Origin of the sequence: Pseudomonas sp. KCJK9058, assembly GCF_046230975.1 — a bacterium.
GTDB lineage: Bacteria > Pseudomonadota > Gammaproteobacteria > Pseudomonadales > Pseudomonadaceae > Aquipseudomonas > Aquipseudomonas alloputida.
This window is the reverse complement of record NZ_JBJJLR010000021.1, coordinates 46838-66980: the sequence shown is the minus strand read 5'-3', so window position 1 is coordinate 66980 and position 20143 is coordinate 46838. Positions and strand designations below refer to the sequence as shown.

Here is a 20143-nt window from a genome sequence, read left to right as displayed (position 1 = left end):
TCAGTGCTCCCGGCTGGCAAAGTCGATGCGCGGATCGACCAAGGTGTAGGTCAGGTCGCCGATCAGTTTCACCACCAGCCCTAGCAGGGTGAAGATGAACAGGGTGCCGAAGACCACCGGGTAGTCGCGGTTGATGGCCGCTTCGAAACTCATCAGGCCCAGGCCGTCGAGGCTGAAGATCACCTCGATCAGCAAGGAGCCTGTGAAGAAGATGCCGATGAACGCCGAAGGGAAACCGGCGATCACCAGCAGCATGGCGTTGCGGAACACATGACCGTACAGCACCCGTGATCGGCTCAGGCCCTTGGCTTTGGCGGTGACCACGTATTGTTTGTTGATCTCGTCGAGGAAGCTGTTCTTGGTCAGCAGGGTCATGGTGGCGAAGTTGCCGATGACCAGCGCGGTGATCGGCAGCACCAGGTGCCAGAAGTAGTCCAGCACCTTGCCGGTGGTGCTCAGTTCGTCGAAGTTGTTGGAGGTGAGGCCACGCAGGGGGAACCAGTCGAAGTAGCTGCCACCGGCGAACAGCACGATCAGCAGGATGGCGAACAGGAAGGCCGGGATGGCGTAGCCGACGATGATCGCCGAACTGGTCCACACGTCGAAGTGGCTGCCGTGGCGCACCGCCTTGGCGATCCCCAGCGGGATCGACACCAGGTACATGATCAGCGTGCTCCACAGCCCCAGCGAGATCGAAACCGGCATCTTCTCGGCGATCAGGTCGATCACCTTGGCGTCGCGGAAGAAGCTGTCGCCGAAGTCCAGCCGGGCGTAGTTCTTGACCATGATCCACAGGCGCTCGGGCGGCGACTTGTCGAAGCCGTACATGCGCTCGATTTCAGCGATCAGGGCCGGGTCCAGGCCCTGGGCGCCGCGGTAGTTGGAGCCGGCCACGGAAACCTCGGCGCCGCCACCTGCAATGCGGCTGGTGGCGCCTTCGAAGCCTTCGAGCTTGGCGATCATTTGCTCGACCGGGCCACCGGGGGCGGCCTGGACGATGATGAAGTTGATGATGAGGATGCCGAACAGGGTCGGAATGATCAGCAGCAGGCGGCGCAGGATGTAGGCCAGCATCTTAATTGGCCTCGTCCGCAGGCGCTTCGCTGACCGCCGGGGTTACACCGGGCTTGATCCACCAGGTGTCGATGCCGATGTCGTACTTGGGCGACACGCTCGGGTGGCCGATGTGGTTCCAGTAGGCCACACGCCAGGTCTTGATGTGCCAGTTGGGTATCACGTAGTAGCCCCACAGCAACACGCGGTCGAGGGCGCGGCAGTGGTCGATCAGGCTCTGGCGCGAGTCGGCGTTGATCAGCTGGTCCACCAGTTGGTCGATGGCCGGGTCGCGCAGGCCGATGAAGTTGCGGCTGCCGGGGTTGTCGGCGGCGGCGCTGGACCAGAACTCGCGCTGCTCGTTGCCTGGCGAGTTGGATTGCGGGTAGCCGCCAACGATCATGTCGTAGTCACGCGAGCGCAGGCGGGTGATGTACTGCGAAACGTCGACGCGGCGAATGTTCAGCTCGATACCGAGGTCGGCAAGGTTGCGCTTGAACGGCAGCAGAATGCGTTCGAACTCGGTCTGCGCCAGCAGGAACTCGATGCTTGCCGGCTTGCCTTGGGCGTCGACCATCTTGTCGTCGACGATTTTCCAGCCGGCTTCCTGCAACAGCTTGTAGGCCTGGCGCTGTTGCTCGCGGATCATGCCGCTGCCGTCACTGACCGGGTTGTGGAAGACCTCGGTAAATACTTGCTCGGGCACTTTGCCCCGCAGTGGTTCGAGGATTTTCAGCTCGTTGGGGCTGGGTAGGCCGTGGGCGGCCATTTCCGAGTTGTCGAAGTAGCTGCCGGTACGGGTGTAGGCGCCGTTGAACAGCTGCTTGTTGGTCCACTCGTAGTCCAGCAGCAGGCTCAGGGCCTGGCGCACACGCACATCCTGGAACACCGGGCGGCGGATGTTGAAAATGAAGCCCTGCATACCGGTGGGGTTGCCGTTGGGCAGCTCTTCCTTGATCAGGCGACCTTCGCGCACGGCGGGCACGTTGTAGGCGGTGGCCCAGTTCTTTGCACTGACTTCCAGGCCATAGTCGAATGCCCCGGCCTTGAGGGCCTCCAGGGCGACGGTGGTGTCGCGGTAGGCGTCGAAGGTCATGGCATCGAAGTTGTAGAAGCCACGGTTGATGGGCAGGTCCTTGGCCCAGTAATCCTTGACCCGTTCGTAGCGCACCGAGCGCCCGGCCTTGACCTCGGCGACCTTGTACGGGCCGCTGCCCAACGGGATTTCCAGGTTGCCGCGGTTGAACTCGCGGTTTTCGTACCAGTGCTTGGGCAGTACCGGCAGCTGGCCGAGAATCAATGGCAGCTCGCGGTTGTTCTTGTGCTTGAACTTGAACAGCACCTTGAGTGGATCTTCGGCGACCACTTCGGCGACGTCGGCGTAGTACTGGCGGTACAGCGGGGCGCCGTCCTTGATCAGGGCGTTGAACGTGAACACCACGTCGTCGGCGCGCATCGGATGGCCGTCATGGAAGCGCGCTTCGGGGCGCAGGTAGAAGCGCACCCAGCTGTTGTCCGGGGCCTTTTCGATCTTGCCGGCCACCAGGCCGTATTCGGTGAACGGTTCATCCTGGCTCTGGCGCATCAGGGTGTCATAGATAATGCCGATGTTCTCGGCCGCCACGCCTTTGTTGATGAACGGGTTGAGGCTGTCGAAGCCGCCGAAGCTGGACTGGCGGAAGGTGCCGCCCTTGGGCGCATCCGGGTTGACGTAGTCGAAGTGCTTGAAGTCGGCGGGGTACTTGGGTGGCTCGTCGTAAAGGGTGAGCGCGTGCTGCGGTGCGGCCAGCGCGGGAAGGCTCAGGCAGGCGAGCAACAGGCTGCCTGCCAGCCGGCGCAGACGGTGCGTTGGCGTCATTGGGCTTTCTCCGAAGTCTTGATCCACCAGCTGTTCAGCCCAAGGGTGTAGGGCGGCGTGGTGACGAAGGCGAACCGGTTGCGGTAGGCCAGGCGATGGTTGTCGAGGTACCAGTTGGGGATCATGTAGTAGTGCCATGAGAGCACGCGGTCCAGGGCGCGGGCAGCGGCGATCTGGTCATCGCGGGTGCGGGCGGCGAGCAGGGTGTCGAGCAGGTGGTCGACCACCGGGTCCTTGACCCCAGCATAGTTCTTGCTGCCCTTTGTCGCGGCCTGGCTGGAATGGAAGTACAGCCACTGTTCGAGGCCGGGGCTGAGGGTCTGGTTCAGGGTCATCAGAATCATGTCGAAATCGAACTGGTCCAGGCGTTGTTTGTACTGGGCACGGTCCACGGTGCGCAAGCGTGCATCGATGCCGATGCTGGACAGGTTTTCGACATAAGGTTGCAGGATGCGTTCAAGGTTGGGGTTTACCAACAGCAGCTCCATGCGCAGCTGCTGGCCCTTGCTGTCGACCAGGCGCTGGCCGTTCAGCTTCCACCCGGCTTCAGCGAGCAGGCCCAAGGCCTGGCGCAGGGTATGACGGCTGATGCCACGGCCATCGGTCTGGCTGACCTTGTACGGTTCGCTGAACAGCTTGGCGGGCAACTGGTCTCGGAACGGCGCCAGCAGCAGCCACTCCTTGCCGGTGGGCAGGCCGCTGGCGGCGAACTCGCTGTTGGGGTAGTAGCTGGTCGAGCGGCGGTAGGCGCTGCTGAACAGCGCGCGGTTGGTCCACTCGAAGTCCAGCATCAGCCCCAGCGCCTGGCGTACCCGCGGGTCACTGAACGCAGCCCGGCGGCTGTTCATGAACAGGCCCTGTGTTTGCGTGGGAATGCTGTGCGGGATTTGTGCCTTGATCACTTCACCGCGGCGCACGGCAGGGAAGTTGTAACCGTTGGCCCAGTTTTTTGCCTGGTGCTCGATATAGATGTCGAACTCGCCGGCCTTGAAGGCTTCGAAGGCCACCGTCGCGTCGCGATAGAACTCGTATTCGACCCGATTGAAATTGTACTTGCCACGGTTGAGCGCCAGGTCTTTGCCCCAGTAGTTCTTCACCCGTTCAAACACCAGGCGTCGTCCGGGTTGTACCTGGGTGATGCGGTAGGGGCCGCTGCCCAAGGGGGGCTCGAAGGTGGTGGCCTTGAAGTCGCGCTTCTGCCAGTAGTGTTTGGGCAGCACCGGCATTTCGCCCAGACGCAGGATCAGCAGCGGGTTGCCGGCGCGTTTGAACACGAAGCGGATGCGCAGCGGGCCGAGGATGTCTACCCGCTGCACTTCCTGCAGGTTGGTGCGGTAGATCGGGTGGCCATCCTTGAGCAGCGTGCGGTACGAGAAGGCCACGTCAGCCGAGGTGATGGGCTGGCCGTCATGCCAGCGGGCTTCGGGGCGCAGGTTGAACACCACCCAGCTGCGGTCCTCGCTGTACTCCACCGAGCGGGCGATCAGGCCGTAGCTGGAGGTTGGCTCGTCACCGGACGGGTCGTACTGGCCCGTGCCGACCATCAGTGGCTCGTTCAGCTCACTGATGCCGTACTGCTGGAAATTGGGCGTGGTAATCGGGCTCGACCCTTTGAAGGTGTAGGGGTTGAGCGTGTCGAAGGTACCAAAAGCCATGGCCCGCAACGTGCCGCCCTTGGGCGCTTGCGGGTTGACCCAGTCGAAGTGGGTGAAGGTGGCCGGGTACTTGAGCGTGCCGAACTGCGCGTATCCGTGGCTTTCGCTCACCATCGCGGCTGCGGGAAAGCTCAAGGCCAGGCTGAGTGACAGCAGGAGGGGACGTATCAAGTCGGCATCCGATCCAGAGGCGTTGGGCTTTGATCGAGTACAGTAACAGCTTGGTGGGGTTGGAAAAAGAGAGGGGCTGGGGTTTTCCAGTGGCTGGGTTTTCAGGCCCATTCGCGGGCACGCCCGCTCCCACAGGTACGGCACCGGCATTGGGGGCTGTGAAAAACCTGTGGGAGCGGGCGTGCCCGCGAATGGGCTGCAAAGCAGCCCCTGTAACGACTCAATGCCCGAGGTAGACGGTCAGGGTCTGGCCTGGCTTGAGGGCGTGGCCGCTGCGTGGGTTCCAGCGCTTGAGGTGCTTCATTTCCACATTGAAGCGCTTGGCCACCAGGTACAGGGAATCGCCCTTGCGGACCTTGTATTGCGTGGAGCGCTTTCCGGAGGCGGCAACCCGGTTGCCGGCGGCGCTCGGTGCACTGCCACCGCGCAGGGCCAGAACCTGGCCAGCACGCAGACTGTTGCCGGACAAACGGTTCCAGCGCTTGATGTCCTTGACCGACACACGGTTGACCTTGGCGATGGCGCTCAGGTTATCGCCACGCTTGACCCGGTAGCTACGCGCCCCCACCGGTGCCTTGGCTTCGGCCACAGCCCGGGCAAACGCTGCTTTCGGCGGTTGCAGGCTGACCAGTTGCTCCGGGTTGAGGTTGGACAGGCTGGCACTGAGCAACTGCGCCTTGGCGGTGGGCACCAGCAGCTGTTTCGGTCCATCGACGGTCATGCGCTTCTTGAATGCCGGGTTGAGCTGGATCAGCTCGTCCTCGTCGATGTTGGCAAAGGCCGCGACCCGGGTAAGGTCCAGGCGGTCATTGATCGCCACCGCTTCGAAGTACGGTTCGTTGGCGATCGGGGTGAGATTGACACCATAGGCTTCTGGCGTGGACACCACCTGCGACAGTGCCAGCAACTTGGGTACGTAGTCGCGGGTTTCCTGTGGCAGCGGCAGGTTCCAGTAGTCGGTCGGCAGGCCGAGCCTTTCGTTGCGCTCGATGGCTCGGCTGACGGTGCCTTCGCCGGCATTGTAGGCCGCCAGGGCCAACAGCCAGTCGCCGTTGAACATGTCGTGCAGGCGGGTCAGGTAGTCCAGCGCGGCGTTGGTCGACGCGGTGACATCGCGGCGGCCGTCATAGAAGTTGGTCTGGCGCAGGTTGAAGTGGCGACCGGTAGCCGGCATGAACTGCCACATGCCGGCAGCGCTGGCGCGTGAGTAGGCCATGGGGTTGTAGGCACTTTCGATGGCTGGCAGCAGGGCCAGTTCCAGCGGCATGTCGCGTTCTTCAAGGCGCTCGACGATGTAGTGCAGGTAGAGGCTGCCACGTTCCCCGGCGCTTTCGATGAAGGTCGGGTTGCTGGCGAACCACAAGCGCTGCTGTTCGATGCGCGGGTTGACGTCGATGCTGTCCTGCAGGGCGAAGCCCTGGCGCATGCGCTCCCAGACATCCTGCGGCGCCTGCTCGGCCGGCTTGACCAGCAGCGGAGAAGGCTTGTGCTTGATCCGCGCCTGGTAGTTGTGCGCGCGAACGCTATCGGATTCGTCGAGCTGACGGGTGCTCTGGCAGCCCACCAAGGTGGCGGCCAGGGCCAGCGCACTGATTTGGGCCAGGCGCGTCAGGGCGACGGAATGAGAGGTTCTGCGGCTACGGGAAGACATCGGCTGATACAGGTATCCGGGCGAAAAAGTTCGGCGATTCTAGAAACCGCTCCGGGCCTGGTCAACCTTTGACCATCACTTGCGATATATCTTGCGGTTATCAGAAGGTGTCCTTCCAAGACCTCAAGGCAGCAAAAACAGCGACATGCGTGGTGTTTGAATGTCCCTTCCATTCGTCTGCTTTTTGTTTAACTAATGTTTCAGAGGTACGCAGAAAGGGGTTGGTCAGGCGCTCCAGGCCGATCGTTGATGGCAAACTGATGCGATTTTCGGCGCGCAAACGGCTAACGTCCTCGAACCGTTGTTGAACGTGCGGGTTGGTCGGTTCCACCGCTTTGGCGAAACGCAGGTTGCTGAGGGTGTACTCATGGGCGCAGTACACTGCTGTCTGCTCTGGCAGGGCCGCCAGGCGGGCGAGGGCAGGCTGCATCTGTTCGGGTGTACCTTCGAACATGCGCCCGCAACCGGCGGCGAACAGGGTATCGCCACTGAACAGGATGGGCGTTGGTGGCTGGTCGCTGAAGAAGGCGATATGCCCCAGGGTGTGGCCGGGTACCGCCAGCACCCGAAAAGTCACACCCAGCACGTCCACCCTGTCGCCTTCGTCCAGTGCCAGGTCGCGGCCGGGAATGCGTTCGTTGGCGGGGCCACAGACCCGTGCGCCGGTCAATTGCCTGAGCCGCTCCACACCGCCGACATGGTCATTGTGGTGGTGGGTGACGAGGATGTCGCTCAGCACCCATTCGGGGTTGGCAGCCAGCCAGCGCTCCACCGGGCCGGCATCGCCCGGGTCGACCACCGCACAACGGCGTTTGGCAGTATCCTGTAACAACCAGATGTAGTTGTCGGAGAAAGCGGGGAGAGCATCGATCTGTATCATGGTGCGGATCCGATTCGCCTAGCGTGGCACATGAGGGCATCTTAGCCGCGATGGCGCGGTGGGAGAACCTTCGAGGGAGAGCGCAATGACCGACCAAGCTTTTGCACAGGCCGACCCGGACTGGGTCGAGCTGATCAGCCTGGCCCGTGAGTGGTTCAACGGCCCACTTGGGCAACTGATGCTCAAGGAGGAGGACAAACTGCTGGAAGAAGAGCTCGGGCGCTTCTTTGGCGGCTATCTCGTGCATTACGGGCCCTGCGCCGAGCCACCGCCCAGAGCCCCCCAGGTGCAGCGTAACGTGCGCCTTGGTGCGCCCTTGCCGGGTGTGGAGATTGTCTGCGAAGAACAGGCCTGGCCGTTGAGCGAGCACGCTGCCGACGTGGTGGTGCTGCAGCATGGCCTGGACTTCTGCCTGTCGCCCCATGGCCTGCTGCGCGAGGCCGCCAGTGCCGTCCGCCCGGGCGGGCACCTGCTGATCGTGGGGATCAACCCCTGGAGCAGCTGGGGCATGCGCCATTTCTTCAGTCACGGTGCTCTGCGCAAGGCGCGCTGCATCTCGCCGTCCCGGGTGGGCGACTGGCTCAACCTGCTGGGCTTCGCGCTGGAGAAACGCCGCTTCGGGTGCTATCGTCCGCCGCTTGCCTCACCTGCCTGGCAGCAACGCCTGGAGGGCTGGGAGCGACTGGCCGGCGGCTGGCAGGGCTCCGGTGGCGGGGTGTACCTGCTGGTGGCGCGCAAGATGGTGGTAGGCCTGCGGCCTTTGCGGCCGGAACGCCGCGAGCCAATGGGCAAGCTGCTGCCGCTGCCACTGGCGAAAGTCAACCGCACCGCAGCCAACCCCGAAACTGACAAGCACTGAATTCAAGAGTGGTACATGAGCGATAGCGTCGAGATGTTTACTGATGGTGCCTGCAAGGGCAACCCTGGCCCGGGTGGCTGGGGCGTGCTGATGATCTACAAGGGCGTCGAGAAGGAACTGTGGGGCGGCGAACGTGAGACCACCAACAACCGCATGGAGCTGATGGCCGCGATCCAGGGCCTGATGTCGCTCAAACGTGAATGCGAGGTGGTGCTGACCACCGACTCGCAGTACGTGATGAAGGGCATCAACGAATGGATGGTCAACTGGAAGAAGCGCGGCTGGAAGACCGCCGCCAAGGAGCCGGTGAAGAACGCTGACTTGTGGCAGCAGCTCGATGAGCAGGTCAACCGCCACAAGGTGACCTGGAAGTGGGTACGCGGCCATATCGGCCACCCCGGCAACGAACGCGCCGACCAGCTGGCCAACCGTGGGGTCGATGAGGTGCGCGCCCAGCGTTGAGCTGGGGTACAATCGCGACCTTTGTAACGGATGCAAGTTGGAGCGCCCGCGTGGAGCAGCAGCAAGATAAACGGTTCGTCATTCTCGATACCGAAACCACGGGTATGCCGGTTGGCGAAGGCCACCGGATCATCGAGATCGGCTGTGTCGAGGTCATCGGCCGGCGCCTGACCGGGCGGCACTTCCACGTCTACCTGCAGCCCGACCGCGAGAGTGACGAGGGCGCGATCAACGTTCACGGCATCACGGATGCCTTCCTGGTCGGCAAGCCCCGCTTTGGCGATGTCGCCGAGGAGTTCTTCCAGTTCATCCAGGGTGCCACGCTGGTCATCCACAACGCGGCGTTCGACGTTGGTTTCATCAACAACGAATTCGCCTTGCTGGGCCAGCAGGACCGCGCTGACATTTCGCAGCACTGCACCATTCTGGACACCCTGTTGCTGGCACGTTCGCGCCACCCGGGGCAGCGCAACAGCCTGGATGCGCTGTGCAAACGCTACGACATCGACAACTCGGGCCGTGAGTTGCACGGCGCACTGCTCGACTCGGAACTGCTGGCCGACGTTTACCTGGCAATGACCGGTGGTCAGACCAGCCTGTCGTTGGCTGGGAATGGCGCAGATGCCGAAGAGGACGGGCAGGGCGCTGGCGGCAGTGAAATACGCCGGATTGTCGGGCGTGCGCCAGGGCGGGTGATCATGGCCAGCGCTGAAGAGCTGGAGGCGCATGCCGAGCGGCTGGCGGCCATTGCCAAGTCGGCGGGTGGGCCTTCGCTGTGGCAGGCCCTGACTGAGACGCCAGCCGGCTGATCTTTCGCCCTGCAACAGAAGTGGAGATCGTTGTAGGCGCGGGTTTACCTGCCGAATACGGTGGCGGCTGCGGCGGTGAATGGCGGGGGCAGATTGGCCAGCAGGCCCGGCCCTTTCGCGGGTAAACCCGCTCCTACGACGCCTGTGTCCAATCACCGACCGGTGCCCAGCAGGAGCGGGTTCACCCGCGAAAGGGCCAGTACAGGCAATACAAGGCTCAACTACCCTGAAATGGACGCCACGTCCTTCGGAGGTAGCCACCTGATGTACAAGGACCTCAAGTTCCCGATCCTCATCGTCCACCGCGCCATCAAGGCCGACAGTGTTGCCGGCGAGCGCGTGCGGGGCATCGCCGAGGAATTGCGCCAGGATGGCTTTGCCATTCTCGCCGCAGCCGACCACGCCGAAGCACGCCTGGTCGCCGCCACTCACCACGGCCTGGCCTGCATGCTCATTGCGGCCGAAGGCGCTGGCGAGAACACCCATCTGCTGCAGAACATGGCCGAGCTGATTGGCCTGGCCCGCCTGCGTGCACCCAACCTGCCGATCTTCGCCCTGGGCGAGCAGGTGACCCTGGAAAATGCTCCCGCCGAAGCCATGAGCGAGCTCAACCAGCTGCGTGGCATCCTTTACCTGTTCGAAGACACCGTGCCGTTTCTCGCCCGCCAGGTGGCGCGTGCTGCACACACCTACCTCGACGGCCTGCTGCCGCCGTTCTTCAAGGCGCTGGTGCAGCACACTGCGCAGTCCAACTACTCCTGGCACACCCCGGGCCATGGTGGCGGTGTGGCCTATCATAAAAGCCCGGTAGGCCAAGCCTTTCACCAGTTCTTCGGGGAAAACACCCTGCGCTCGGACCTGTCCGTTTCCGTGCCGGAGCTGGGTTCGCTGCTCGACCACACAGGCCCGCTGGCCGAAGCCGAGGCCAGGGCGGCGCGCAACTTCGGCGCCGACCACACCTTCTTCGTCATCAACGGTACCTCCACGGCCAACAAGATCGTCTGGCACGCCATGGTCGGTCGTGACGACCTGGTGCTGGTGGACCGCAACTGCCACAAGTCGGTGGTGCACGCGATCATCATGACGGGTGCCATCCCGCTGTACCTGTGCCCGGAGCGCAACGAACTGGGCATCATCGGCCCGATCCCGCTCAGCGAGTTCAGCCCCGAGGCGATCGCCGCGAAGATTCAGGCCAACCCCCTTGCCCGTGATCGTGGGCAGCGTATCAAGCTGGCGGTAGTGACCAACTCCACCTACGACGGGCTGTGTTACCACGCTGGGCTGATCAAGCAGGCCCTGGGTGCCAGTGTCGAGGTGCTGCACTTCGACGAGGCCTGGTTTGCCTATGCCGCGTTCCACGACTTCTTCACCGGGCGCTACGCCATGGGCACCGCCTGCGCGGCAGACAGCCCGCTGGTGTTCAGTACCCATTCCACCCACAAGCTGCTCGCGGCGTTCAGCCAGGCTTCGATGATTCATGTGCAGGACGGGGCCAGGCGGCAGCTGGACCGGGACCGTTTCAACGAAGCGTTCATGATGCACATCTCTACCTCGCCGCAGTACAGCATTCTCGCCTCGCTGGATGTGGCTTCGGCCATGATGGAAGGGCCGGCCGGGCGCTCGCTGCTGCAGGAGATGTTCGACGAGGCGTTGAGTTTTCGTCGTGCCCTGGCCAACCTGCGTGAGCACATTGCCGCAGAGGACTGGTGGTTCAGCATCTGGCAGCCGCCAAGTGCCGAGGGCATCCCCCGTCTGGCCGCGCAGGACTGGTTGTTGCAGCCGGGGGCGCAATGGCATGGTTTTGGTGAAGTGGCGGCCGACTATGTGCTGCTCGACCCGCTGAAAGTGACTTTGGTGATGCCGGGCCTGAGCGCTGATGGTGTGCTGGGCGCGCACGGCATCCCGGCGGCAGTAGTCAGCAAGTTTCTCTGGGAGCGCGGGCTGGTGGTGGAAAAAACCGGCCTGTACAGCTTTCTGGTGCTGTTTTCCATGGGCATCACCAAGGGCAAGTGGAGCACCTTGCTCACCGAACTGCTGGAGTTCAAGCGCCACTATGACGGCAACACCCCGCTCAGCAATTGCCTGCCGAGTGTGGGGGCTGCCGACGCCCTCCGCTACCAGGGCATGGGCCTGCGCGACCTGTGCGACCAGTTACATGACTGCTACCGCGTCAATGCCACGGCCAAGCAGCTGAAGCGGCTGTTCACTCGTTTGCCGGAGGTGGCCGTAAGCCCGGCCCAGGCCTATGACAAGATGGTGCGTGGCGAGGTGGAGGCGGTACCGATCGAGGCGCTGCTGGGGCGTGTGGCGGCAGTGATGCTGGTGCCGTACCCGCCTGGCATTCCGTTGATCATGCCGGGTGAGCGGTTCACCGAGGCGACCCGCTCGATCCTGGACTACTTGGCATTCGCCCGAGCATTCAACCAGGGCTTTCCCGGGTTTGTCGCCGACGTGCACGGCCTGCAGCACGAAGGGGGCCGCTACACGGTGGATTGCATCACGGAATGCGCGTGATCTCGACGCCGGAGCGTGCCAGTTCGAAACGGTTATCACCCAGGTGGTTGACCTTGTCGCCGATGGCCAGGCGGTAGGTGGTGATGGGGGCGCCCAGCGTGCTGCCGTCGAGTTGCAGGGTGGATTCCTGAAACTCGTGCACGGGGTAGATGCGGCCTTCGGCGTCACGGGCGTGGAATTGGCCGACCATTACTGCTGCCATTTGGGTGGAAACCTCTGAATTACGTAGGAAATGTATGAAGGCATAGACCGTGAAACAGACGCGGAAGTTTTCGCCCTGCGGAAAAAAAACTTAGGCACTGGAGAACGGTCATCTATAACTACAACGTCTATTTAACCCGCAAAGGTTGGAATTGCCATGAGCCAGGTGTATTCGGTAGCAGTCGTCGTGGGCAGCTTGCGCAAGGAGTCCTACAACCGCAAGGTCGCCCGCGCACTTTCGGAGCTGGCGCCGTCCAGCCTTGCGCTGAAGATCGTCGAGATTGGCGACCTGCCGCTGTACAACGAAGATATCGAAGCCGAGGCACCGCCGGAAACCTGGAAGCGTTTTCGCGATGAAATCCGCCGCAGTGATGCGGTGTTGTTCGTCACCCCGGAATACAACCGCTCGGTGCCAGGCTGCCTGAAAAATGCCATCGATGTGGGTTCGCGTCCTTACGGGCAAAGTGCCTGGAGCGGCAAGCCGACGGCGGTGGTGAGTGTGTCGCCGGGGGCGATTGGTGGCTTTGGCGCCAACCATGCGGTGCGCCAGTCGCTGGTGTTTCTCGACATGCCCTGCATGCAGATGCCCGAGGCTTACCTTGGCGGTGCGGCGAGCTTGTTCGAGGATTCGGGCAAGCTCAACGACAAGACGCGACCGTTCTTGCAGGCGTTTGTCGACAGGTTTGCTTCATGGGTGAAGTTGAACAGGGCGGTCTGAGCCCCGAATGATGCTGTGCAGCGCCCCTGTGTAGGCGCGGGTTTACCCGCGAATGCGTCATTGAATTTGCCGACGCATTCGCAGGTAAATCCGCGCCTACCCGTCAGCGGAAGCTGTAGGAAACCCCGGCATATACGCCAAATCCTTCGCCCGGTGTCGAACGGGCATTGTCCTTGCCAGCGTCGTTGTAGGCCGGCGTCACGGTCGCTGCATAGCGCTGGTTGGTCAGGTTGCGCAGGTCCAGCCAGGTCTGCCAGTCCTGTTTCGGTGAGTCCCAGCCAACGCGTGCGCCGAGCAAGGCATATTCATCGGCGTGGTAGCTATTGGCGTAGTCCACCTGCACCTTCGAAGCCATTTGTGTGTTGACCCCGGCATAGAAGCCGCTCGGCCAGTCATAGCGCAGCTCGGCCTGGTAGTAGTGCATGGGGATGCCGGGCAGACGGTTGTCGCCAAACGTGTCGTCATCAAGGTAGTGGAAGTCGCTGAAGGTGTAGGCCTGGCGCAAGCTCAGCTTGCCAGTGCCCGCGCGTTCCCACAGGGTGCTGTCGAGGCCGGCTTCAACGCCTTGGTGCACGGTAGCGCTGGCGTTGAATTCCGAGGTGAAGTTCGGCACTACCTCAACGGCCAGCAGTTCGTGGCGCACTTGCGAGTAGTACCAGGCCAGGTCCCAGTGGCCGAGCGCCGAGTCGCCACGGGCGCCCAGTTCCAGGGTGGTGGCTGTCTGGTTCTGCATCTCGATCGGCTGGATCTGCTTGCCGCCTGTGCTGGGCGCGCTCCAGATCAGCGACCACGGGTGTGGCGGCTCTACCGAGCGGCTCAGGTTGCCGTACACCTGCAAGTCCGGGCGGATGTCGTAGCGCAGCCCCAGGCGGGGTGCATAGTCCCAGTCATGCATGCTCACCTTGCCGCCTTCAGCGGGGTAGGTCACGTCACTTTCGCGGCGTGTGTAGATCATGGCCAGGCCGGTGCTCAGCCACAGGTTGGGGACCAGTTCCAGATCGTTGCCAACATGCAGCACGGTGTCCGAGCCCTGGTAGGTGAAGTCACGGGTGCGCTCGCCGAACACATCGCCATTGCGGGTAAATTGCGAAGCGCCGCTGTTGGGCAGGTGCTTGGTGGTACGCCAACCGACGGTGGTCTTGCTCTCGCGCCCGAACAGTGTGTCGCGGCGGAAATAGTTCAGCGTACCGCTGACATCGGTATAGGCGACCTTCAGGCGCATGGGGCCTTCGCGCAGGTCCATCGGGTAGTCGTGATAGACCAGGCCGGCTTCCAGGCGCGCCTCGTCGTCGAGGTAGAAGGTGGTCTTGTTGCCCACCCAGGTGCTGCCTGGTTGCGGGCGGCTGTCGTCGCGTGCCAGATAGTTGGGGTTGGCCGCGCGTGGGTGGTGCTTGATCTGGTCTTTGGTCAGGCGCCCAGGCAGTTCGTTTTCAGTTTCCCGGTAGCGCAGGTAGAAGCGGGTTTCCAGGTCGGGGTTGAAGCGGTAACCGACATTGGCGGCAATGCCCTTGGCGCTGCCGCTGCTGTGCGCCTGGTAGCCGTCATATTCCGAGTCGGTCAGGGCCACGTAATAGTCGAGATTGCCCAGCACCTGGCCCGAACTGATGTGCCGATGCTGGTAGCCGCGGCTACCGACCTCGTAGCGTACTTGCAGTGCAGGCGCGTCGTAGCCGGTGTGGGTGACGTAGTTGATGGCACCGCCCAAGGCCAGGGAGCCTTGGTCAAAGCCATTGGCGCCACGCAGCACTTCGGCACGGCTCAGCCACAGCGGTTCGAACAATTCGTAAGGCGTGCCGCCCGGGCCGGTCAGCGGCAGGCCGTCGAACATCGTGTAAACGCCGGAACCGTGCGCCCCCGGCGCGCGGTTGAGGCCCGAGCCGCGTATCGACAGCTTGATGCCGTCGTTGCCTGCCGATTGGGCGAACACCCCAGGCTGATAGGCCAGCACGTCCTGGTTGCTGGCCACCCGGCCTTGCCCCACGCGCTGCATGTCCACCAGGTTGCTGGCTCCCGGTATTTCACGCAGGCGCTCGCTGGCTGCCGTCAGCTCGTTCTGCTCCTCATCGGTGATCAGCACTCGGCCCAATTCGACCGAGGATGCCCCCAGAGCGGGCTGAGTAGCAGCCAAGGCCGCCAGCAGACCGAGGCAGGACGAGAGGGGTAAATCGGAACGCATTGTACGACTCCAGGCGAAAGGCGAATGGACAACGGCGTTGAGACGAGCGAAATGCGGCTTGGAGCACGCAGAAAGTCAGCAAATCGTGCGTAACCTTCGTCATACGGTCTTGTACGAAAGTTCTTTACAAACCACGGCGGTGGAGGTGGGTGGCCTGTGCTTCGTAAGGTGACTGCAGGTAGGCAGTAATGCCTCGCTCAATCACCCGTGGAGTTCAAACATGACTGACAACGCTCGACACTCGCAGCAACCCTTGGCGGACGCCCCGGTTCGCCTGACGCCACGTGAACAGCAAGTGCTGTTGTGGTGTGCTTATGGCAAGAGCTCGTGGGAGATCGGCCAGATCCTTGAATGCAAGGAGTCGACGGTGAACTTTCACGTGTCCAACATCCTGCGCAAATTTGAAGTGCCTACCCGGGTGGCAGCTGTGATCAAGGCCATTCGCTACGGCATGCTGGCCGAGCAGTAAGGGGGGTAGAGCATGAGCAACGATCCTCGGCTACCGCGCTTTGCCGATTGCCATGACCCGTTCTGGCCGCGGGTGGATTTGGGCAGTTTGCGTGAGCACCTGCAACTGCCGCGGTCTGTCAGTGATGCTGCTTTGGAAGTGGCCGCGCGCTGCGCTGCTATCGAGGCTGCACGCGAATTCGCCCGCTGGCGGTCAGTGCTGCGAGAGCGGGGCTACAAGCGCCTCGAGGATGTGGCCGGGCATGATCATGGGCGTGCCTTGCGGGTGTGCTACATCCGTTTTGTCGAAGCGGCGGTCATGTATAGCCTGGGGGCAACCGCCTGCCTGCCTGTTCCGCGCGGAGGGCAAGCCCATGCCTGAGCGACCTGTTTTAGACAGTTTGACCTCGGCATTGGTGGCGTTCCTGGGGGTGGATGGCGATGTGTTGTTCGCCGCGTTGCTGGGGGCATTGCTGGTGAGCGCGGCACGCGATCGATTGATCACCAATGAGACCAGGCGCCTGACACTGGCCAAGAAACTCCTGCTGGTATTCGTGACCGTGGGCGTGGGCCATTTGTTTGAGCCACTGGTTTCGTCATTGGTGCCTTTGCTGACTCGGGGCATGTCGGCATTCGTGGCCGCTGTGGTGGTGATCCCCATCAGCCTCAAGGTCATGGTCTGGCTGGATACACTCGACCCGCGCGAGCTTATCCAGCGCTGGCGCCGTCGGGGTTAGCCATTGGTTGCGACGCCGAGCTCACTCAGTTGCTGTTCCAACTGCTGGATGCGCTGCTTGTCCTTGATGAACAGCAGGATGGCCTGGCGATCGCTGTGCGAGAGCGTGCGCAGCCGTTCGAGCATGTCGCACTCCCAACCCGCATCACTTGGTGCGGCGTTGTGCTCGGCATGGCCCAGCAATAGCCAGTCCAGTGAGCATGCATGCTTTTTGGCGATGTCTATGCAAAGTGAGTAAGGGATGCTTTCGCGAACCTTCCAGCTGCTCAGCGTTTGCGGGCTGACCGACAGTGCACGTGACAGCTCGGCATCTGTGTTTGCGCCAGTGAGAAGCTTAAGGCGGGTGAGCACCTCAGCAAGTATGTGAGTACTCATAACAAATATCCATGACTGGTTTAATGATATTCCATGGGCTTAAACTACTCGTTATGAATACAGCCCTGCGTTTTAAGGAGCACTTCTGCAATGAGAACCATCAAATTGAAGAATACACCCACAGTTGCAGCCATTACTGATACACAGGCTAGCCTGGGCAATGCTAGCAGGTACTTGCCGTGAGTACTTACAAGCTGGTTTGCCCGCATTGCCACAGCCGGATGCGCATACGTACTAGCGAAGGGCGCCATATTTTCCTGCGAATCGCTTATTTGCAATGCACCACCGAGGCGTGTGGCTGGTCAGTGCGCGCCGAATTCGAAATGACCCATGAACTCTCCCCCAGCGGCATGCCCAATCCGGAAGTGTACCTGCCTTCGGCCAATGGTGATTTGCGCAAGGCCGCCTTGCCGGGCGCAGGCCAGGGCTGCCCGAGTGAGTGAGGCACCATTGGGCGCAGGTAGCAAAACGTGCAGATAAAAAAACACCCCGCCTAGGCGGGGTGTTTTCTGTTACCGGGGCTGCCGGGGTGATCAACCGATCAGTTGCAGGCCCGCTTGCTGAACCAGTTCCAGCAGTGGCTGCGGGTACACACCCAGTACGAAAGCGAGAATGGCGATAGCCAGCAGCATGACGCCGCCGGTGCGCTGTTCCCACTTCAGCGGGGCGTCGTGACGACGCAGATTCGGCTCGACCAGGTACAGGGTAACCATGACGCGCAGGTAATAGTACACGCCGATGGCGCTACCGATCACCAGTGCACCGACCAACCACCACAGGTGCGATTCGACGCCGGTAGCGATGATGTAGAACTTGCCGATGAAGCCGGCGGTCAGCGGGATACCCGCCAGCGACAGCATCATCACGGTCAGTACCGCTGTCAGGTACGGGCGGCGCCAGAACAGGCCGCGGTACTCGTACAGTGCATCGGCGTCACGGCCGCCGTATGGCGAGGACATCAGGGTGATGACGCCGAAGGCGCCCAGGCTGGTGATCACGTAGGTGACCAGGTAAACGCCCATGGCTTCCAGGGCCAGGCCCTTGCTGGCGACCAACGCGATGACCAGGTAACCGAAGTGGGCGATGGACGAGTAACCCAGCAGACGCTTGAGGTTGCTCTGGGTCAGCGCCAGCAGGTTACCAATCAGGATCGAGGCTACGGCAATCACCGCCAGTACGGTGCTGAGCACGCCGCTGCTGGCAGCAGGGGAGAGCATGAACAGGCGTACGACAACGGCGAATACTGCCACCTTGCTGGCGGTTGCCAGGAACGCGGCGACCGGCGCCGGAGCGCCTTCGTACACGTCCGGGGTCCACAGATGGAATGGCACCAGCGACAGCTTGAAGGCCAGGCCGACCAGCATCATGCCCAGGCCCAGCTGGGCCACCAGGCTTGGCATGCTGGTGGTAGCCAGGGCTTTGCCGATCTGGTCGAAGCTCAGGCTGCCGGCGTCGGCGTACAGCAGGGCCATGCCGAACAGCAGGAAAGCCGAGCCTGCGGCCGACAGCACCATGTACTTGATGCCGGCCTCCAGTGATCGCTTGTTGAAGAAGGCATACGCCACCAGGCCGTAGACCGGTACCGACAGCAGCTCCAGGCCGATGAACAGGCCGGCCAGGTGGTTGGCGCTGACCAGCACCAGGCCACCGAGGGCCGACATCAGCAGCAACAGGTACAGTTCTTCACGGTTGCCCGGGAAACCCTTGGAGCCCTCGCCGAGGTAGGCGTGGGCAAGGGTGACGCAGGCCAGCGTCGCGATGAGGATGATCGCCATGTACAGGCAGGCGAATTTGTCGATGGTGATCAGCGAGGTGACCGCCAGCGGCGCGACCTTAAGCGCCGGCAGGAGCGACAGCAGGGCCAGGTTCAGGCCCACGGTGGACAGCAGGAAGGTCTGCGAGTGGTTGCGCTTCCAGGCGATCGCCAGCATCACCACCACCGTGGTGATGGTGGTGATCAGCATCGGCGCCAATGCGATGAAGTGTTGAGTGGTGAATTCCATAGCGCTCTTACCGGGCCGAAGCGAGTTGAGTGAAAGCGGATCCGAGCCACTGCTGCACGCCACTCATGGTGGCGGCAGAGGTGTCGAGGAACGGCTGCGGATACACGCCCAGCAGGATCAGCAATACCGCCAGACCCAGAACCATGATCAGTTCGCGACCGTCCATGCCGGCCAGCACGGTGTCGGTCTTGGCCGGGCCGAAGTAGGCGCGGTGGATCATGATCAGCGAGTACACCGAACCGAACACCAGGCCGGTGGTGGCAATCACGGTGATCCACGGTACATGCACGAAGCTGCCGATCAGGATCAGGAACTCGCCGACGAAGTTGCCGGTGCCTGGCAGGCCCAGCGATGCCGCTGCGAAGAACAGGCTGATGGCCGGCAGGTAAGCGATGCGGTGCCACAGGCCACCCATCTGGCGCATGTCACGGGTGTGCAGGCGCTCGTACAGCTGGCCGGACAGGATGAACAGCGCCGCAGCCGACAGGCCGTGGGCCAGCATCTGGATCACCGCACCTTGCAGGGCCTGCTGGCTGCCGGAGTAGATACCGATCAGCACGAAGCCCATGTGCGAGACGCTGGAGAAGGCGATCAGGCGCTTGATGTCGGTTTGTGCGAAGGCCAGGAAGGCACCGTAGAAGATACCGATCAGGCCCAGGGTCATGGCGATCGGCGCGAACTCGGCCGAGGCGTTCGGGAACAGCGGCAGGGCGAAGCGCAGCAGGCCGTAGGCCGCGGTCTTCAGCAAGATACCCGCCAGGTCCACCGAGCCTGCGGTCGGTGCCTGGGCGTGAGCGTCAGGCAGCCAGGAGTGGAACGGCACCACCGGCAGCTTCACCGCGAAGGCGATGAAGAAGCCCAGCATCAGCACGTACTCGACACCGGCAGGCAACTCGGCCTTGAGCAGGTCGCTGTAGTTGAAGGTGAGCACGCCAGTGGTGTTGTAGTTGACCAGCACCAGGCCCAGGATCGCCACCAGCATGATCAGGCCGCTGGCCTGGGTGAAGATGAAGAACTTGGTCGCCGCGTAGATCCGGGTCTTCTTGCCATCTGCCGAGCTGTGACCCCAGAGCGCGATGAGGAAATACATCGGCACCAGCATCATTTCCCAGAAGAAGAAGAACAGGAACAGGTCCAGGGCCAGGAACACACCGACCACGCCGCCGAGGATCCACATCAGGTTGAGGTGGAAGAAGCCGACGTGGCGCTGGATCTCTTTCCAGGAACACAGTACCGACAGCACACCGAGCAGGCCGGTGAGCAGGATCATCAGCAGCGACAGGCCATCAAGGGCCAGATGGATGCTGATGCCGAAGCGCTGGATCCACTGGACTTTGTATTCCAGGGCCCAGGCCGGTTCGGCGCCCGGGGCGGGAGCAAGGGTGTAGTCGCCGGTACCCCACAGCCACAGGCCGATGCCAAGCAGCAGGGACATGGTAAGCAGCGCGATCCAGCGCGGCAGGGTTGCGCCGAAGCGCTCACCCAGCCAGCACAGGAAGCCGCCGATGAAGGGGATCAGGATCAGCCAAGGCAAAATCATGACGGGTTGGTTTCCTTTGGCAAAGTCGCAAGATT

The 20143-nt window shown here is 62.5% G+C and carries 19 protein-coding genes; 9 read left to right on the top strand and 10 right to left on the bottom strand.

The genetic code is table 11. The annotated features are described in order from the left end of the window. The 5 genes from ACK59Z_RS13635 to gloB all read right to left on the bottom strand — a co-directional run bounded on the left by ACK59Z_RS13635 (position 1) and on the right by gloB (position 7268). Entirely contained in the window at positions 1 to 1074 is a 1074-nt protein-coding gene (locus tag ACK59Z_RS13635) for a microcin C ABC transporter permease YejB (RefSeq protein ID WP_003251466.1), read from the bottom strand. 1 nt (position 1075) lies between these two features. Further along, entirely contained in the window at positions 1076 to 2911 is a 1836-nt protein-coding gene (locus tag ACK59Z_RS13630) for an extracellular solute-binding protein (RefSeq protein ID WP_108191265.1), read from the bottom strand. Then, on the bottom strand, positions 2908 to 4737 hold the full coding sequence (locus ACK59Z_RS13625; RefSeq protein ID WP_409293201.1) for an extracellular solute-binding protein: 1830 nt from the start codon (positions 4735 to 4737) through the stop codon (positions 2908 to 2910). The genes ACK59Z_RS13630 and ACK59Z_RS13625 overlap by 4 nt, the downstream gene beginning before the upstream one ends. 220 nt (positions 4738 to 4957) lie before the next feature. Beyond that, positions 4958 to 6388, bottom strand: a complete 1431-nt coding sequence (locus tag ACK59Z_RS13620; RefSeq protein ID WP_003251463.1) for a lytic transglycosylase domain-containing protein — start codon at positions 6386 to 6388, stop codon at positions 4958 to 4960. Between the two features lie 100 nt (positions 6389 to 6488). Then, complete coding sequence (gene gloB, locus ACK59Z_RS13615; protein ID WP_108191263.1) at positions 6489 to 7268, bottom strand: hydroxyacylglutathione hydrolase; 780 nt, start codon at positions 7266 to 7268, stop codon at positions 6489 to 6491. Between the two features lie 85 nt (positions 7269 to 7353). Here gloB and ACK59Z_RS13610 point away from each other — a divergent pair, with 85 nt between their 5' ends. From ACK59Z_RS13610 to ACK59Z_RS13595, 4 genes are all read left to right on the top strand, one after another. Further along, on the top strand, positions 7354 to 8127 hold the full coding sequence (locus ACK59Z_RS13610) for a class I SAM-dependent methyltransferase (RefSeq protein WP_003251461.1): 774 nt from the start codon (positions 7354 to 7356) through the stop codon (positions 8125 to 8127). A 15-nt stretch (positions 8128 to 8142) separates the two neighbouring features. After that, complete coding sequence (gene rnhA, locus ACK59Z_RS13605) at positions 8143 to 8589, top strand: ribonuclease HI (RefSeq protein WP_003251460.1); 447 nt, start codon at positions 8143 to 8145, stop codon at positions 8587 to 8589. A 50-nt stretch (positions 8590 to 8639) separates the two neighbouring features. Next, entirely contained in the window at positions 8640 to 9398 is a 759-nt protein-coding gene (gene dnaQ, locus ACK59Z_RS13600; RefSeq protein ID WP_003251459.1) for a DNA polymerase III subunit epsilon, read from the top strand. Positions 9399 to 9662: 264 nt separating this feature from the next. Then, the gene (locus ACK59Z_RS13595; protein WP_070095844.1) at positions 9663 to 11912 is read left to right on the top strand and encodes an Orn/Lys/Arg decarboxylase N-terminal domain-containing protein; all 2250 of its coding nucleotides are present in this window, start codon (positions 9663 to 9665) and stop codon (positions 11910 to 11912) included. On the opposite strand, the gene ACK59Z_RS13590 is transcribed toward ACK59Z_RS13595, so the two are convergent. After that, on the bottom strand, positions 11896 to 12114 hold the full coding sequence (locus tag ACK59Z_RS13590; protein WP_003251457.1) for a hypothetical protein: 219 nt from the start codon (positions 12112 to 12114) through the stop codon (positions 11896 to 11898). The genes ACK59Z_RS13595 and ACK59Z_RS13590 overlap by 17 nt on opposite strands. Before the next feature lie 156 nt (positions 12115 to 12270). On the opposite strand from ACK59Z_RS13590, the gene chrR reads away from it, so the two are divergent. Continuing rightward, the gene (gene chrR, locus ACK59Z_RS13585; protein ID WP_003251456.1) at positions 12271 to 12831 is read left to right on the top strand and encodes a class I chromate reductase ChrR; all 561 of its coding nucleotides are present in this window, start codon (positions 12271 to 12273) and stop codon (positions 12829 to 12831) included. A 103-nt stretch (positions 12832 to 12934) separates the two neighbouring features. Here the strand turns inward: chrR and ACK59Z_RS13580 are convergent, their stop codons facing one another. Then, positions 12935 to 15007, bottom strand: a complete 2073-nt coding sequence (locus ACK59Z_RS13580) for a TonB-dependent receptor family protein (protein ID WP_409293197.1) — start codon at positions 15005 to 15007, stop codon at positions 12935 to 12937. 220 nt (positions 15008 to 15227) lie between these two features. Here ACK59Z_RS13580 and ACK59Z_RS13575 point away from each other — a divergent pair, with 220 nt between their 5' ends. The 3 genes from ACK59Z_RS13575 to ACK59Z_RS13565 are packed head-to-tail and all read left to right on the top strand — an operon-like array spanning position 15228 to position 16191. Continuing rightward, positions 15228 to 15476: a helix-turn-helix domain-containing protein gene (locus ACK59Z_RS13575; RefSeq protein ID WP_003251454.1), complete on the top strand. Its 249-nt coding sequence runs from the start codon at positions 15228 to 15230 to the stop codon at positions 15474 to 15476. A gap of 12 nt (positions 15477 to 15488) precedes the next feature. Continuing rightward, positions 15489 to 15836, top strand: coding sequence for a head completion/stabilization protein (locus ACK59Z_RS13570; RefSeq protein WP_004576944.1), 348 nt, complete (start codon positions 15489 to 15491; stop codon positions 15834 to 15836). Further along, positions 15829 to 16191, top strand: coding sequence for a hypothetical protein (locus tag ACK59Z_RS13565; RefSeq protein ID WP_004576943.1), 363 nt, complete (start codon positions 15829 to 15831; stop codon positions 16189 to 16191). The genes ACK59Z_RS13570 and ACK59Z_RS13565 overlap by 8 nt, the downstream gene beginning before the upstream one ends. Here the strand turns inward: ACK59Z_RS13565 and ACK59Z_RS13560 are convergent. Then, positions 16188 to 16565, bottom strand: a complete 378-nt coding sequence (locus ACK59Z_RS13560; RefSeq protein WP_012051766.1) for a helix-turn-helix domain-containing protein — start codon at positions 16563 to 16565, stop codon at positions 16188 to 16190. The two genes, ACK59Z_RS13565 and ACK59Z_RS13560, sit on opposite strands and share 4 nt — an antisense overlap. 179 nt (positions 16566 to 16744) lie before the next feature. Between ACK59Z_RS13560 and ACK59Z_RS13555 the strand changes: the two genes are divergently transcribed. Then, positions 16745 to 17008, top strand: coding sequence for an ogr/Delta-like zinc finger family protein (locus ACK59Z_RS13555; RefSeq protein ID WP_004576942.1), 264 nt, complete (start codon positions 16745 to 16747; stop codon positions 17006 to 17008). 90 nt (positions 17009 to 17098) lie between these two features. On the opposite strand, the gene nuoN is transcribed toward ACK59Z_RS13555, so the two are convergent. Together nuoN and nuoM are read right to left on the bottom strand one after the other, a co-directional pair. After that, entirely contained in the window at positions 17099 to 18568 is a 1470-nt protein-coding gene (nuoN, locus tag ACK59Z_RS13550; protein WP_003251449.1) for an NADH-quinone oxidoreductase subunit NuoN, read from the bottom strand. Between the two features lie 7 nt (positions 18569 to 18575). After that, the gene (gene nuoM, locus ACK59Z_RS13545; RefSeq protein ID WP_003251448.1) at positions 18576 to 20108 is read right to left on the bottom strand and encodes an NADH-quinone oxidoreductase subunit M; all 1533 of its coding nucleotides are present in this window, start codon (positions 20106 to 20108) and stop codon (positions 18576 to 18578) included. Positions 20109 to 20143: the final 35 nt, after the last annotated feature.